16 protein-coding genes, 1 pseudogene and 1 riboswitch are annotated in these 15028 nt (G+C 40.8%); of the genes and pseudogenes, 1 reads left to right on the top strand and 16 read right to left on the bottom strand.

Going from position 1 to position 15028, the window contains the following annotated elements; genetic code table 11:
* Positions 1–257 precede the first annotated feature (257 nt).
* Entirely contained in the window at positions 258–758 is a 501-nt protein-coding gene (locus tag I2D69_RS02990; RefSeq protein WP_173719718.1) for a hypothetical protein, read from the bottom strand.
* A gap of 175 nt (positions 759–933) precedes the next feature.
* On the opposite strand from I2D69_RS02990, the gene I2D69_RS02995 reads away from it, so the two are divergent.
* The gene (locus I2D69_RS02995) at positions 934–1182 is read left to right on the top strand and encodes a helix-turn-helix transcriptional regulator (RefSeq protein ID WP_195379378.1); all 249 of its coding nucleotides are present in this window, start codon (positions 934–936) and stop codon (positions 1180–1182) included.
* A gap of 31 nt (positions 1183–1213) precedes the next feature.
* Here I2D69_RS02995 and I2D69_RS03000 read toward each other — a convergent pair whose 3' ends face one another.
* The 15 genes and pseudogenes from I2D69_RS03000 to I2D69_RS03070 all read right to left on the bottom strand — a co-directional run bounded on the left by I2D69_RS03000 (position 1214) and on the right by I2D69_RS03070 (position 15026).
* On the bottom strand, positions 1214–2242 hold the full coding sequence (locus I2D69_RS03000) for a phosphoadenosine phosphosulfate reductase family protein (RefSeq protein ID WP_173719714.1): 1029 nt from the start codon (positions 2240–2242) through the stop codon (positions 1214–1216).
* Between the two features lie 55 nt (positions 2243–2297).
* Positions 2298–2519 (bottom strand): hypothetical protein, encoded by a 222-nt coding sequence (locus tag I2D69_RS03005; protein WP_177968939.1) that lies wholly within the window; start codon positions 2517–2519, stop codon positions 2298–2300.
* A 272-nt stretch (positions 2520–2791) separates the two neighbouring features.
* Positions 2792–2974: a helix-turn-helix domain-containing protein gene (locus I2D69_RS03010; RefSeq protein WP_177968940.1), complete on the bottom strand. Its 183-nt coding sequence runs from the start codon at positions 2972–2974 to the stop codon at positions 2792–2794.
* Positions 2975–2976: 2 nt separating this feature from the next.
* Positions 2977–3408, bottom strand: a complete 432-nt coding sequence (locus I2D69_RS03015; RefSeq protein WP_177968941.1) for a sigma factor-like helix-turn-helix DNA-binding protein — start codon at positions 3406–3408, stop codon at positions 2977–2979.
* A gap of 382 nt (positions 3409–3790) precedes the next feature.
* Positions 3791–4186, bottom strand: a complete 396-nt coding sequence (locus I2D69_RS03020; protein ID WP_177968942.1) for a zinc ribbon domain-containing protein — start codon at positions 4184–4186, stop codon at positions 3791–3793.
* Between the two features lie 17 nt (positions 4187–4203).
* The gene (locus tag I2D69_RS03025; protein WP_177968943.1) at positions 4204–4554 is read right to left on the bottom strand and encodes a hypothetical protein; all 351 of its coding nucleotides are present in this window, start codon (positions 4552–4554) and stop codon (positions 4204–4206) included.
* Entirely contained in the window at positions 4551–5498 is a 948-nt protein-coding gene (locus tag I2D69_RS03030; protein ID WP_177968944.1) for a ParM/StbA family protein, read from the bottom strand. The genes I2D69_RS03025 and I2D69_RS03030 overlap by 4 nt, the downstream gene beginning before the upstream one ends.
* A gap of 114 nt (positions 5499–5612) precedes the next feature.
* Positions 5613–6176 (bottom strand): hypothetical protein, encoded by a 564-nt coding sequence (locus tag I2D69_RS03035; RefSeq protein ID WP_177968945.1) that lies wholly within the window; start codon positions 6174–6176, stop codon positions 5613–5615.
* Entirely contained in the window at positions 6152–6325 is a 174-nt protein-coding gene (locus I2D69_RS03040) for a hypothetical protein (RefSeq protein WP_173719018.1), read from the bottom strand. Before I2D69_RS03040 ends, I2D69_RS03035 begins: the two co-directional genes overlap by 25 nt.
* Before the next feature lie 435 nt (positions 6326–6760).
* Positions 6761–7702 (bottom strand): homoserine O-succinyltransferase, encoded by a 942-nt coding sequence (gene metA / locus I2D69_RS03045; RefSeq protein ID WP_195379379.1) that lies wholly within the window; start codon positions 7700–7702, stop codon positions 6761–6763.
* Positions 7703–7994: 292 nt separating this feature from the next.
* Positions 7995–9950 carry an NAD-dependent DNA ligase LigA gene (ligA, locus tag I2D69_RS03050; protein WP_173735164.1) on the bottom strand — a complete coding sequence of 652 codons (1956 nt, stop codon included), beginning with the start codon at positions 9948–9950 and terminating at the stop codon, positions 7995–7997.
* Positions 9951–10209: 259 nt separating this feature from the next.
* Positions 10210–10929, bottom strand: a pseudogene (locus I2D69_RS03055) (pseudouridine synthase); the annotation flags it as partial.
* 240 nt (positions 10930–11169) lie between these two features.
* Positions 11170–12792, bottom strand: coding sequence for a Na+/H+ antiporter NhaC family protein (locus tag I2D69_RS03060; protein ID WP_173735165.1), 1623 nt, complete (start codon positions 12790–12792; stop codon positions 11170–11172).
* Positions 12793–12950: 158 nt separating this feature from the next.
* Positions 12951–13169: riboswitch (Lysine riboswitch) on the bottom strand.
* 61 nt (positions 13170–13230) lie between these two features.
* Positions 13231–14007, bottom strand: a complete 777-nt coding sequence (locus I2D69_RS03065; protein ID WP_148462282.1) for a hypothetical protein — start codon at positions 14005–14007, stop codon at positions 13231–13233.
* Positions 14008–14018: 11 nt separating this feature from the next.
* Positions 14019–15026, bottom strand: a complete 1008-nt coding sequence (locus I2D69_RS03070) for a DUF6077 domain-containing protein (RefSeq protein ID WP_173735166.1) — start codon at positions 15024–15026, stop codon at positions 14019–14021.
* Positions 15027–15028: the final 2 nt, after the last annotated feature.

A 15028-nucleotide genomic window follows, 5' to 3' on the forward strand; every position in this document is an offset into this window, starting at 1 on the left:
TTTAACTACACGGCTCACTGGCGATTACCGTGACCGGACTTACACCGGCAAGTGTAGTCCAGCTTTGCTGGACACACGCGAAAAAAAAGACAACCACTTTTCTAATGGCTGTCTTTTCATACTTTTTATAAAGTTCCTGGCTCTCTCATGCACCAGGTTCCGCATGCACAGAACTTTATAGTATTATTCTATTCGTTACGAAATCATATGTCAATTCCATAACGGTTGCATTATAGCTTCATTTGGATAGCAAAACACTACCGTGTATTTAACTTTTTGATTTTTAGTCCCAGCTGTTCAATCTCCTTGGAATAATTTTTCATCTTTACCAGATTATATAATTCAAAGAAAAACTCCAAATGTAAAAGAGAGTCTTTTACCTCAAATGAAAACTGATCTGCCATTGTCATTGCAGATACAAGAAAATCCATTAGAAGTGTGTCTCCCGATGTACTCATCAAAAAAGCTCCCCAGTATTCCAGCTTTCCTGTGTGCCTCTCTTCATCAATGTCTAATATCAGATTTCCGCCCTGCATCTTTGCAATCTCGGCAGCTTTTGGATAAAGATTTCCCAGCAAATAATCATAACATTTTTCACTTTTCACTAACTTGTACTGAGAAAACTCCAGATCTGCTTTTTTCATTAACAAATCACAGGAATCCTTTGATGGCTTATTTTCTGTTTCTGAAGCATGATCAGAAAATAGCTCTTCCATTTCTGCATCATATGCTTCCTTATAAAATGCTTCAAATTTCATTTTTCATTTTCATATACAGGTAAAATAGCTTATCTGTATTCCTTCCATATTTTTTATTACTATATCACTTTTCCCTTGTTTTGACCAGTATAACGGACAATATAATTTTTTCTTTTTTCATAAAATAGAAACATCAACATTGACACCTATACTGGTCAAAAAGGGGAATTGCATTATGGAACAAAAACTAAGATGTGATATCAGCATTGGACCAAACCTTCAGAAGCTCCGCAACAATTACGGAATCTCCCAGGAAAAGCTATGTGCCATGCTTCAACGAAATGGCTGTGACATTGGCCACACAACTTATGCCAAATATGAGAATGGAGAGCTCAATGTTAAGATTAGTGTTCTATTGGAATTAAAGAAAATATATAACTGTTCCTTCGACGCATTTTTCGAAGGCCTGGAAGAATCAAAATAAGCCCGGTATTATCCACCGGGCTGTTTTCATTCTAAGCAGCATTTTTCAAATCAAGACTCAATTGACCTGCCTGCTCCCATGTTTTTGTTGGTATTCCGCAATCATGCAAAGCATCTTCATACCGTACTCCATTATTTTTTAAGTTCATGCAAATATTATAGTGATTTGGATGTGTAACAAGCATCCTTTGAAAGCGGTTTGGTTCAGCCTCTAAATGTGCGCCGAAGCCACAGAACATACAACCAGTTCTTTGTTCACCAGTTGTATAGTACTGTCCAAACTCATCCTGCCAGATATCTCCGTATGCAGAACTGATTTCAATATCATGTTCCACAATATAACGTAACACATCTGGCCTTGTCCAGGGACCAAGTGGCTGACTTTTTATAGTAGATCCAGTATAAACATTGCATCCTGTTTTAGCGTACAAATGTCCTCTTACAAAGCTTTCATCTTGCGTAATTCCAATATAAGGCTTCCTGCCAGTTTCTCTTTCGTATCTGGCAAATGGTTCCTTTTTCAAAATAATACAGCATTTTTCACTTATCTCATATTCCGTAGCAAGAAAAAATCGCCATTTCTTAGCTAATACGCCAAATTTCCCACGCTCATCCCCATATAGCAAATAGTTACGATAACGGTCACTCAAATTACCATGACGAAGTTTACGTACTTTGAGCGCAGTCTCCTTTGATATAAGAGGAAAACCAAATTGATCCACAACTTCCGAAAAATAAGCCCGTTTCCCAGACTTCCATTTAGGATAAATTTCTACATAGTTACCACTTGCCTTACGTGCGTGCCGTACAATTTCTGGGAATTCCAGGCCTGTGTTCGAAAATACAGCTGGTATCTCATCCCCTAATACTTTTCGTATCATATATAAAAGCGCTGTGCTATCCACCCCACCAGAATAACTTAGATATACCTCTCCATACCAGTTTTCATACCATTCACGTATTCTCGCTTCTGCAAGCTTCACTTTTATTTCATAGGGCAGGTATTTCCGCTGACTAAATTGCCACTCATTTAATTTCAATTCATCCTGAAGAATGTACATTTATTCAGCTCCATTAACCTACGGATATTGAAAGAAAATATCCGTAGGTTCGTCCCTATGCAGCCAGTGCTACAACACCAGTGCCCTCCTCATAGAAATTAATACAGTAGCAAACTGTATCTGTCTCAAACTTTACACGTTCATCATTCTGCTCCAATACTCGCATGATTTTTCCAGTTGAACGCCACAATCCATTCTGACAGTAGTGAGCTTTCTGTCCTTCTTTCAATGGCTGCATCACAGATCCATATAATACTACCATGGGCTTAAATTTCATTCGCTTTCCTCCTTTCTGATAATTTTTCAACTAAGCCACCTCCTTTTTTGCGCACAAAAAAAGCACAGAACCGACATTCATTCTTCAAATAAATCAATGTCTTTCTATGCTTTTATTTGTACATATGATTGGTTAAAATTTTTCTCCAGACCATAAGCCTGAACAAAATATCTGTTTCTGAATCCAGAAACAAAAATGATTACATATTTATAATATCTATATATAGTTATTTTGTCAACCATATAATACAATATATTGCATTATTATATTTATTAATATGGGAACTTCACAACACATATAATCAAACGGTATACAAACTCCTCATATAAATCTTGATCAAATCGACTGTTTACGTTTGCATATTTATATAATAGCGGATTATATAATTCTAATATCTGAACCATCGCAGTATCATCCATCGTTTTTGCCCTGTTAAGAAGTTCCCTAAATCTCATATCTATTTTTCTCCTATGATTTTTCTTAGTTTTGTAAGTGTATTGAAATATATATCTTTAGCATGTAACTCACTGATTTCTACAAGTTCCCCAATTTCACGAAAAGTTTTACTTCCAATACACCGCAATACTAATATCTCAATCTGAAGTGTATTTAAAGCAGAAATGGCAGAATAGAGCGTGGGATCCTCAATACTATTTAATACGTCTCTCGCATGAAATTCTTCACCATCTTTGATTTTATAATCAATACAGACATTCTCTAACATGCGTTCTGCAGCCTTATCCTCAATAGAATCAACCTCATCCAAAGATGTCTCTGTTTTGATTATTTTATTCAGCTCTATCAGGTATTCTTTTTTAGCGTTCAATATTGCAACTTTTAAATACGCTCCAAACTTTCTCTTTAGTTCTTTATCTATTTTATCTGGCATTATTGCCCCCTAATTTGTAATCCTGTAAAACCTTCTTCAGCTGGCGGAGCCCTTTGCAATTTGTCATAATAACAACGACTTTTACAATTAAAACAGACTACTGAAATAGCTTTCCAGTAGTCCGCACAAACCAGGTAATGTTGAGTATCCTTCTGCGTTTTATGAATTTTTTGTTTCCTCCTGCCTGATTGATCCATGCCGCAATAGTGATAATCGCAAACATTAACATGAAACCAGGAATTATATTGTCTTTTACATTCTATATATAATACGATTCAAAAAATCTTTGGTATCATTATTTCATAGAATTTTCACAATTTTTGTATAATTAATTTATGCAATTTAACACTTTCTTTTACAGCCAAGCCAAACACCCAAAATACTATTTTCTTAGAAAATCATCCAGTTCTGAATCATAGGCCTTGATTTCTTCTATTGAAAGAGTGTCTACTTTTTCAAATACCCTATCAATCTGCTCGAAGCTCATATCGTCTTCTTTTTCCTTTTCAATAACATCTGTCAATTGTTCTTCTGACAGCCCTTTCTGAAAAAGATGTCCACATTCCGGGCAAATTCTATATGCCTTTCTAATTTTACTTTTACACTCCGGGCATGTTTTCTTTTGAAAATTTTCAGTTCCTAAATAAACAGTATAACCTGCCAGTAAGCAGGTGCCTCCAAGCAAAATTTCATTTGCTGCTGCAACCCCCATAACATTCCCTATTGCTCCAACAAGTTCGATACCGCAAATAACACTTAATATTTTAAGATTCAGCACTACACATACCTTCTTTCTTATTCTTCCGAATTATTAAACATCTGGTAGTTCTTCAGCATCAATGATACCTCTGCTTCATCCGCTTCATAGTCTCCGTCTATGCTTACAAAGTGATCTTCCTTATTATTTTCCTCTTCTACCGCCAAAGGAACTGACTGTTCCTTTGGCAAAGCAGAGATAACTTGTGGTTTTGATGTCAATTCAATTGACTTATTTTCTAATTTCCAGTAAGCCAATACCGCTTTAACAATATAACGCGCTTTCTTTCTGCTACCACAATAGTCATTCAAAAACTGGCAGACTTTCCGATGGTCTTCATCTGTTTCATCAAAGCGTAAATTGAAACGGTACTCATTTTTCTTACTCATTTACGCTCCTCCTTTTTCTCAACCTGATACTGTAGGCGGTATCCCTTTGCATTTGCCTTTGTATCATTAATAACGCTGTATTCCCCACCATATCGTTTCCATACAATTTGAATAAATTCTGCCATTAAGATAGAGCCACCACCAAGAAATATGGTCTGCGTGGTATTAAAGTCAATTCCAAGCTCACGAAACCTGCCAAGCAATTCTGTCACGTAACCAATTGCAATCTCACGTACACGTTCTTTTAGTTCTGTTTTATAGACACCGCCTCTTTCCAGAATGATATTATCAATGTCCTCTTCATCTAAAAGAATACTGTATTTTTGTCGTATCGCAGCTTTTATAGTGTTATACAACCGGATTATGCCGTTTTCTAAAGAATCGACATACTCCATTTCAAGCTGTCCGAACCTTAAAACCATGTAATCGACGGTAAACCCACCAATATCAATCAGTAAGACCTTCGGTACTACCGATAACTGTTTCTTCACCGCCAGAAGACAATAAGCTGCATATGCCTGTATGTAGACTTTTACCTCTTTAAAAACAATTCGGTATGGAATTCCTTTATAGGCAAATTCAATCACTTCACCATTCCGATAAAAATACTCCCTGAATTTTTTCCGCTGTTTCCCATAATGCGCAGGCGGCAGTCCTACCAGAAGCTCAATCTCCTGTAAATTTTGTGAAAGTAAGCCTTCGTTTTTTTCTCGATAAGATAACTCTTTTGCAATAGCAAATAACGTCAAAATGAAATATCGTTCGTCAGCAATTTTATCTTCCATATACGAAATTCGTCTGTTGGTTGTCACATAATATTTCCCCTCGTACTCAATCACCTCTTCCATATCTCCTGGCAGTGTATCCAAAATTTCCACCCCGGAATTGAACTCACAGTTCTCTGTTTTCATGTGTTTGTTACCGGTATCCACTGAAATAATCATATGTATTTCTCCTTTCAAAATCCGAATATAGTATTGCTATACGCCTTTTTTGCGTCCTTGCAATTTAACTATAGAGATTTTGGAAAATCTGTGTCAATAGGATTTTAGAAATAATTATTTTTCTTCGTAATCTTCGCAAACCAGTTTCAATACACGCTCACTTTCCCCTTCGTAACCCCACAATATACTTCCTACGGCTTCAAAAGCCTGTTCACGCCAACGGAAATACGTAGTCCTGTGGACTCTTGCATATTGCGGAAAATGTGGTTCCAGCTTATCCAGGATTTCATCAATGTTTTCTGGTTTCGTTGATGATAGATAGCTATAATAAAGTACCCAATAGTAACGCTCTCCCTGTGGGTGATATCTTCTCATAAGATCTACAGCCTCATCAATCAAACGCAAATATTGGTTTGATCGGTTGATGGCCTCTACGCGCTCTTTTTCAGATGCTAAATCTCTTTCCACGTCCATTCCAGCTTGATATATACTATCTAAAAATTCATCAACATCGGTTCCATACTCCATATGGAATCGTCGCTTAACCTGATTAATTTTTATTTGCATCTGCCAGTTTACCGCCCGGTAAATTTTAAAAAGTTTTATTACATCATGATAGGCAGTATTTTCTTCCCCCTTATATTCCTTCGAAATTACTCCTGATCTTCCCCTTGCCACAGCTCTGTCTCATCCTTTCTCTTTTCATTTAATTTTCTAAACGCCTTCTCCATTTCGTCGTCCATTTTTCCAGCTCTAACAAGGCAGCAATACATGAGTATAATTACCACTGCCAGCAGGATCCAGAAAAAAAGCCAAAAATGCCACATTTTTGATTCCTCCGTTTCTAATTTTATGGAGTGGTACTATACTCTCCTATTATAAATAATGGAATTACTTGTCGAAATGTGTAAAAAAATGGAAAAAAAATGCGATTTTTTTAAGATTTTTTTGATTTGAAATAAGAACCACATTGAAATACAATCGCACCAATAATGCATCTTCTCTTTTTCTAAAAACAAAGCCCAATAATATCTGGGCTAAAAATTGTCCCAAACACTAAAATAAGCCCATAAGTTATCAAATAACCCATGGACTTATTCATGTATTTTTATTCATCAAAATTTATAAAAAATATTCATTTACACACCTTTTACATTCTTATTTTGATACCCCATTTTCACACCTCTAGTACTCCATTTTTACTCCATTTTCGTAATAAATAGCGTGAAATTATAATAATTTACGTGAAATGCGCAACTCTCTTAACCCCTGGAAATACTGGAAAAATCAGGTGTTCCGTACAGGTCGTATGGGGTGCTCTGATAGACGTAATAATTCAGCCAGTTTGTATACAGATTGTTGGCATGGGCTCTCCACATCAGAAGCGGACCGTTTTCAGGGTTGTTGTCGCGGTAGTAGTTTTCAGGCATTTCAATAGGGAGATCTTTGCCAAGATCGCGTTTGTACTCGCCGTCCAGGGTGACACGGTCGTATTCCGGGTGACCCATTACAAAAATCTTGCGGCCGTCTTCTGCCATGGCAAGAAAAAGACCTGCTTCGTCGGATTCTGCAAGGACAGTAAGGTCTTTGCAGGCGTGTACAGCTTCAATAGGAACTTCTGTATGTCGGGAATGCGGTGCCAGAAATATATCATCGAACCCTCTGACCAGCGGAATTTTGCGGTTCATTACCTTGTGCCAGAAAAGGCCAAACATTTTTTTATCCAGCTTACGTTTCTTCAGTCCATAAAAATGGTAGAGCGCAGCCTGAGCAGCCCAGCACAGGAAAATAGTGGATGTCACATGGGTCTCGGACCAGTCCATGATCTGGGTAACTTCCTCCCAGTAATCAACCTCTTCAAACTCCATCTGCTCCACCGGTGCTCCTGTAATGATCATTCCATCAAACTTCTTATCTTTCAGTTCAGAAAAAGTCTGATAAAATTTGTTCAGATGACTCCTGGAAGTGTTTTTCGCCTGATGGGACTCCACTGCCATAAAGCTTACGTCAACCTGCAGAGGAGTATTGGAAAGGGAGCGAAGAAGCTGAAGCTCGGTTTCCTCTTTCAGTGGCATTAAATTTAAGATCAGAATATAAATCGGACGGATATCCTGGTGCATAGCACGGTTCTCATCCATAACAAACAGGTTTTCTTTTTCCAGAATCTCCTTTACCGGGAGATCACTTTGTATTTTAATTGGCATTGCAATTTCCTCCTACTATTATACATACTTTTTGTCATTCCTTTCGCTTCGCTCAAGGCACAAGCAAGTTATGAAAAAGTTACTGTTCACTGGTAACGTTCCGCGAGGTGTTTTTTATAAACAAAGTTCACAGAAAACCCGAAAACCTCGTCACGAGATCATGGGATTGCATGATTTTTATGCATCGCAAAGGGGATTGCTGTAAACGAAGTAAGCCAAAAACACAGATTACCAAAAGGCATTCTGCAAAATATACCGCAAAGTACAACGTACAGATTACCCAAATTTTCTTTTAAATCCCCGCCAGCTCCAGGAAATCCTCCTCCGACAAAATCGGGATTCCCAGTTCCTGAGCCTTCTTGTTCTTGGAAGAAGCAGATGTTTTATCGTTATTAATCAGATAGTCTGTTTTCTTTGTTACAGAGCCGGTCACCTTACCGCCGCGGGCTTCGATAAATTCCTTTGCTTCAGACCGGTTGGAAAAATGCTCCACACTGCCTGTAATAACAAAGGTTTTCCCTGCAAAAACCTGTTCTGCTGAAGTCTCCTCATGAACCAGATGAAGATGACTGAGCAGATGATCCAGCTTCTGATTATTCTCTGCGCTCTTAAAATAATCAGCCATACTTCCGGCGATTACCGGACCGATTCCTTCAATCGCGCTGATCTCTTCTTCATCCGCATGGCGGATTTTCTCTATATCATCGTCAAAATATTTACAGATCACCTTGGCATTTGCAAGACCGATACCTGTAATCCCAAGACTGTAGATCACCTTGGCAAGAGTAGTTTTTTTCGCTTTCTCCAGACTCACCATCAGATTATCAAAAGACTTCTGACCAAATCCTTCCATTTCTACGATCTGATCTTTATATTTTCCAATTTCAAAAATATCACCAAAATTATGAATAAATCCCATTGCAATAAACTTCTCCAGAGTTGCCTCTGAAAGTCCGTCAATATTCATGGCATCACGGCTGGTAAAAAGGCTGAAGGACTTAATCTTCTTGGCAACACAGTCCGGATTCATGCAGTATAATGTCTCCACATCGTTTTCCTTGCGGATACGCGCCTCCTGACCACACACCGGACATTTATCCGGAATTACCAGATTGCCGCTTCTTGTAAGATTCTCTGCAATCTGGGGAATGATCATATTGGCTTTGTACACTTTAATGGTATCTCCAATTCCAAGCTGCAGTTCCTTCACAATGCTGATATTGTGCACGCTGGCGCGGCTTACTGTAGTACCTTCCAGCTCCACTGGTTCAAAAATTGCAACCGGATTAATCAGTCCGGTTCTTGACGGACTCCATTCCATATCCACCAGCCTGGTTTCCCGCATTTCATCCGCCCATTTAAAAGCAAAGGAATTTCGCGGAAATTTCGCAGTACTCCCCAAAGACTCCCCATAGGCGATGTCATCATAGGTCACAACCAGTCCGTCTGATGGAAAATCGTTGTTTACAATTGTCTTGGAAAAATAATCCATGGCTTCATCCAGACTTTCAGAGGTAACCACCTTATATTCCACCACCTCAAAGCCCTGTTTCTTCAGCCAGATAAACTGCTGCTCCCTGGAATTAGAAAAATCCACATCCTGTGCACTTACCAGGGCAAAGGCATAAAAACGCACATTTCGTTTCGCCGTAATCTCGTTATTCAGCTGACGCACGGAACCACTGCAAAGATTCCGCGGGTTCTTATATTTGGCATCTGCATCACCTATAGTCTCGTTGATCCGCTCAAACTCAGAATAAGTGATAATCGCTTCACCCCGAAGCACCAGCTGACCTTTATAAGGGATGCGAAGAGGAATATTCTTAAACACTCTGGCATTGTTGGTAATAACCTCACCTACAATTCCATTCCCCCTTGTTACCGCTTTCACAAGCTCACCGTTCTCATAAGTAAGAACAATGGTCAGGCCGTCCAGTTTCCAGGATAAAAGGCATTTGTGATTTCCTATAAATCCACGAAGCACTTCCCTGTCTTTTGTCTTATCAAGGGATAGCATGGGGCTTGGATGTTCTTCCTTCGGAAGTTCATTAACTGCCTCGTATCCTACGCGGACAGTAGGACTATTTGTGAGTACAGTGCCGGTTTCTTTTTCCAGCTGCTCCAGCTGGTCGTACAGGCTGTCGTACTCCTGATTGCTCATGATTTCCCTGTCTTCCTGGTAATATGCCTTCGCGGCCTGATCCAGCTTTTCTACCAGTTCTTTCATTCGCTGTAGAGAATTTTCCATGATGTCCTCCTGTTTTACTGTTATAATTACTGCAAGCAGACTTCCTCTGTGAAACAGACTGCCTTTTTTCTGAAATAGTGCGGGAAGCAGCTGGCTTATTTTGCCTTTTTTCTTCTGGAATTGAAGAAAAGGGAATGCTGTCTCTTCCCTGTTTTTTGGAAAATACAGGCACACTGTCCTGCCTTCTGGCTGCGGGAAGCTGGGAGGAATCTGCAATTCCACGTTCCAGCTTCTTCCACTCCTCCTGGGTGGCTTCTCTGTACTCGCCCTCTTTCAAGCCATCTATTGTCAGTTCCATGATTCGTACGCGCTTCAGACTAAGCACCTGATATCCCAGATATTCACACATTCGGCGGATCTGCCGGTTCAATCCCTGGGTAAGAATAATCCGAAAAGAATTTCTCCCTGTTTTTTCCACAAAACACGGACGGGTAATGGTATCCAGAATAGGAATTCCAGATGACATTTTTTTCACAAAGTCACTGTCAACTTGCTTATTTACAGTTACCAGATATTCCTTCTCGTGGTAGTTCCCCGCACGCATGATCTTATTTACCAGATCTCCCTGGTTTGTTAAAAGCAAAAGCCCTTCGGATTCCTTGTCAAGGCGTCCTATAGGATAAATTCGAACTGGATAATTCAGATACTCCGTAACTGTGGTCTCCTGGCGCTGTTTTCTGGTGCTGCACACTACACCACGAGGCTTATGGAATAAAAGCAGAACTTTTTTTTCTACTTTTTTCACAGGCTTACCATCCACAAATACAACTGTATCTGTTGTAATCCTTTCTCCCGGTTCTGCCACATGACCTTCCACCGTCACCCGTCCGTTCCGGATCAGGCTGTCAGCCTCACGTCTTGAACAGAATCCCGCTTCGCTTAAGTATTTGTTGATTCTGATTTTTTCGTCCATTTTTCCATTATATAGTTTTTCCCGGGCATATGCAAGGCAAACCTTGCCCCAAGCTCTAGAACACATTTAAAAAAGCTTTCCCGCAAAGTGTAATGCACATCTTGCAAAAAACCTTCTCCACACACGCTCCAAAGCGAATATTAAGCAGCCAATAAAGAAGATAGAAGCATGCAAAAAAGCCAGGACAATTTCCCCGTCAATACTCTGCAGACACTGTAAATTCTTCCACACTGCCGCAGGCATTACACAGGAAAATCCATCCCGGCTTCCACATTTTTTCTTATTTTTCCAATAAGAAAACCTTCTTTATTCCGTTTTCAGATCTGAGAACTTCATTTTCACAACACACATAGCTCCCATCATCAGTGCTACACCGATGATCAGGCACAGCGGGCTCTGGATAAAGCCGGCGAAAATGTAAGTTACAAAGGATACCACTGCTGCCACAATGGCATAAGGCAGCTGGGTTGACACATGATTTACATGATCACACTGAGCTCCCGCGGAGGCCATAATAGTCGTATCCGAAATCGGAGAACAATGGTCACCGCAAACAGCACCAGCCATACAGGCAGAGATGGAAATGATCATCAAGTCTCCCGGTGTGTTTTCAAATACATGAACCACAATCGGGATCAGAATACCAAAGGTTCCCCATGAAGTACCAGTAGCAAATGCCAGGAAGCAGGCTACCAGGAATATAATAGCCGGAAGCATATTTACCAGTCCTTCTGCTGAAGACTTCACCATTTCCGCAACAAACTCAGCAGCGCCCAGACTGTCCGTCATACTCTTTAAGGTCCATGCAAAAGTGAGGATCAGGATCGCCGGTACCATGGACTTAAAGCCCTCCGGAATACATGCCATACAATCGCGGAAGGACAGCACTCTGCGCACCATATAAAGAAGAATGGTGATCACCAGACCGAAGAAGCTTCCAAGCACCAGTCCGACAGAAGCATCACTCTGTGAAAAAGCAGTTACAAAATCTGTACCGCTGAAAAACCCTCCAGTATAGATCATACCAATTACACAGCAGATAACCAGAGAGATGATAGGGATCAGAAGATCCATAACCTTTCCTCTTGGGTTCACCGGTCCATCACCTTCGCCTGAAGCATAAGGACGAGCTGCTGTGGTAAACAGATCCCCTTTTAACGCATTGGACTCATGCACACCCATAGCACCAAACTCTTCTTTCATCAAAACCATGGATACCATCATTACAATCGTAAGAAGTGCATAATAGTTATAGGGAATAGCTCTTACAAACACAGACATTCCATCCTCTCCCGGAACAAAACCGCTAACAGCAGCTGCCCAGGATGAGATTGGTGCAATGATACATACCGGCGCAGCTGTGGCATCGATCAGATATGCCAGCTTTGCGCGGGATACATTGTGCTGATCTGTAATCGGCCTCATAACACTGCCTACCGTCAGACAGTTGAAGTAATCATCAATAAAAATCAGCACTCCAAGCAAAATGGTTGCCAGTTCTGCCCCAACTCTTGTCTTGATGTGTTTGCCGGCCCAGCGGCCAAAAGCGGCTGATCCTCCAGCCCGGTTCATCAGGCAGACCATAGTTCCAAGAATTACCAGGAACACCAGAATACCTACGTTACTGCTGGATGATAACACACTGATCATTCCGCCTGAAAAAATATGGTTAACCGTTCCCTCAAAATTACCGCCAGAGTACAAAAGTGCTCCAACTAAAATTCCAAGGAACAGGGAACTGTAAACCTCTTTTGTGATCAATGCCAGAACGATTGCCACAACTGGCGGTATCAATGACCAGAAAGTAGCGTACACAGCAGGTGTGCCAGCCTCCTCTTCTGCCGCTGCCAGAACAGTCGCCGGACATGCCAGGACAAACATCATAACAGCTGCAAAAAGAACAGATAATTTTTTACAATTGTACTTCATTATTGATTTCCTCCCTCTTTTTTCCTGAATACCAGATGACCAGTCACAAACCGGTCAGAGCGTTTTCTTAAAAGCCTCCTCTTCTTTAACGCAAAAAGCCATGAATGTACTCCCATTATGGGGACACATTCATGGCATTTATTCTTCACAGGATCTATACCTTAGATAGCGCTCCACAACAGTGACAGTCTGCCGCATATTCTGCGTCAGCCCAGAACTTCTCTCCTGGCTGAGAAAAAATCCTTCGGCAGTCTCCCCTTTCATTCCAACCAGTCCGCCATACGACCCAGAGCGTGTATCTGCGTATGCCCATAATCTGCACACAACCTGTCTCTGCAGCTGAAATTACTGATGAAGCCTGCGCCTCTATCATAACTTCCCATATTCAGTTTATTCACAAACTCAATGTATCAGCTTTTCCCTGTAAATGCAACCCTTTTATTCATAATATTTGAAAATACCGTACTCATTTACCTGACCAATCAGGTAGAACCCTTTTGTTTCCATATACAGCTGCTTCTTTTTGCTTGGAACCGGAAAAACCAGGTAATTGCATTTCAGTCTTTTTGCATTTTTTACTACCTTTTTGATCACCGGTACTTCTGCCACAAGCTGTTTATGGAGCCATCTTGCAGCTTTTTTTCCAGAGGCTCCTTTACCGCCTCTTCCGTAAGGCATTTTGATAGACGGATCATAAACTCTCACATAGGAAGCTATTTTGTCATCCGTTGCCAGGTAAATCTCTTCATTTTCTTCCTTCTGCTCATTGATCAGATTGCAGATGCTTACTACCTCATCAGGGATCTTCTGTACATTCTGAACCTTTTTGTAAAAACCATCTTTATTCAGGCCAGTTCCGCAAAAAGCCAGCACTGCCGCAATAAAAATCAGAAGTATGTACTGCCGTGGTCTGGAAGCTCCCACCTTTTTTATCAGGCAGGTTCCTGCATAAGCTATAAGCGGCACTGCCGGAAGAATCCATAATACTCTCCAGTAAACCGACCGTCCTATACATTTCTGTATAATATAAGCAGTCACCGGACAGAAAAACACAGCAAGAAAAACTACAATATAGCCGGATAAAATTCTGGATCGTTCTTTTTTTCTTCCGAATACCAGGAAATACAAACATGCAGCCAGCAGTAAATAGACATAAAATCCGTTCCCCCAGTATTTCTGCCAGGCATCCAGTGAAGCCAAAAGTGCTCGTTTCATCTCTCCACCTCCTAAAATACCAGAATGTATACCACGCCAAGTATCAGGGATGGCAGACAGCAGACTACACTCTTTAAGAATCTTCTTCCGTCTCTGAATTTCACCAGACTAAGCAGAGCAAATACTCCCATCAGAAGAGGGGCAAGCATGATTCCCATTGAGGAAAACAGACAGCAGGCTCCATTTGCCAGAAAAGCCAGGCTCCATGGATATTCCGGTTTTTCCTGCATAAAAATCTCCATACAGAGCAGAAATAAAAATGGTAAAAATACCCCTGCCAGCACAGCTTTTCCCTGCCAGATCCTGCCCATTGTAAAAATTTCTGAATTGTATACCGAATATCCGCAAAACCACAGGATCACGGCACAAAGGATCATAAAAATCCCCTGTTCTCCTGCCTTTCCCCGGAAGAATATGCGGCTGTACTGAAAAAGCACCACATATGCCAGAAAAACAAATACCGCCGGAAAAACAGTATGTGCCACAATGGCTGGATGAAGTCCTCCGCATAACCGGCTGGTCACGGCAAGAAATGCAGGAAACGGGGAAAGAATGTAACGGCTTGGCAATACATTGTAAGCGGCCCCGGTGTATGGGTTATATGCATAAAGGGTATCGGTTTCCACCGCGGTAGTGGCTGTTCCTACATAAAAAGCATCATCTTCATCCATATGGGCATAAAGCACCACAACGACAAGCTGGATCAGAATCAGAATTCCTGCCACCACAAGCTCCGGGGAAATTCCATTCTTCTGCCTTTTCTTATAAAAACTCCGGGCACCCAGAAATGCTAGTACACCAGCTACCACGCCATATGTAACGGTCAGCACATGAAGTGGCTGCTTTGTAAAAATCATGGTAAGGGAAAGCAGCTCTGTAATGGCAAACAACAGTGTATAACCGGCCAGAAGATATTCACTGCAGGTTCTTTTTTCCCTGCGGAAATAGAATCCCCCTGCCAGGCAGGGAACCACCAGCAGCCAGATCACTGCCAGTATCCCCTTAAAAATAAATCCCATAT

Origin of the sequence: Ruminococcus sp. D54t1_190329_F1, assembly GCF_015551645.1 — a bacterium.
Classification (GTDB): domain Bacteria; phylum Bacillota; class Clostridia; order Lachnospirales; family Lachnospiraceae; genus Blautia_A; species Blautia_A faecis.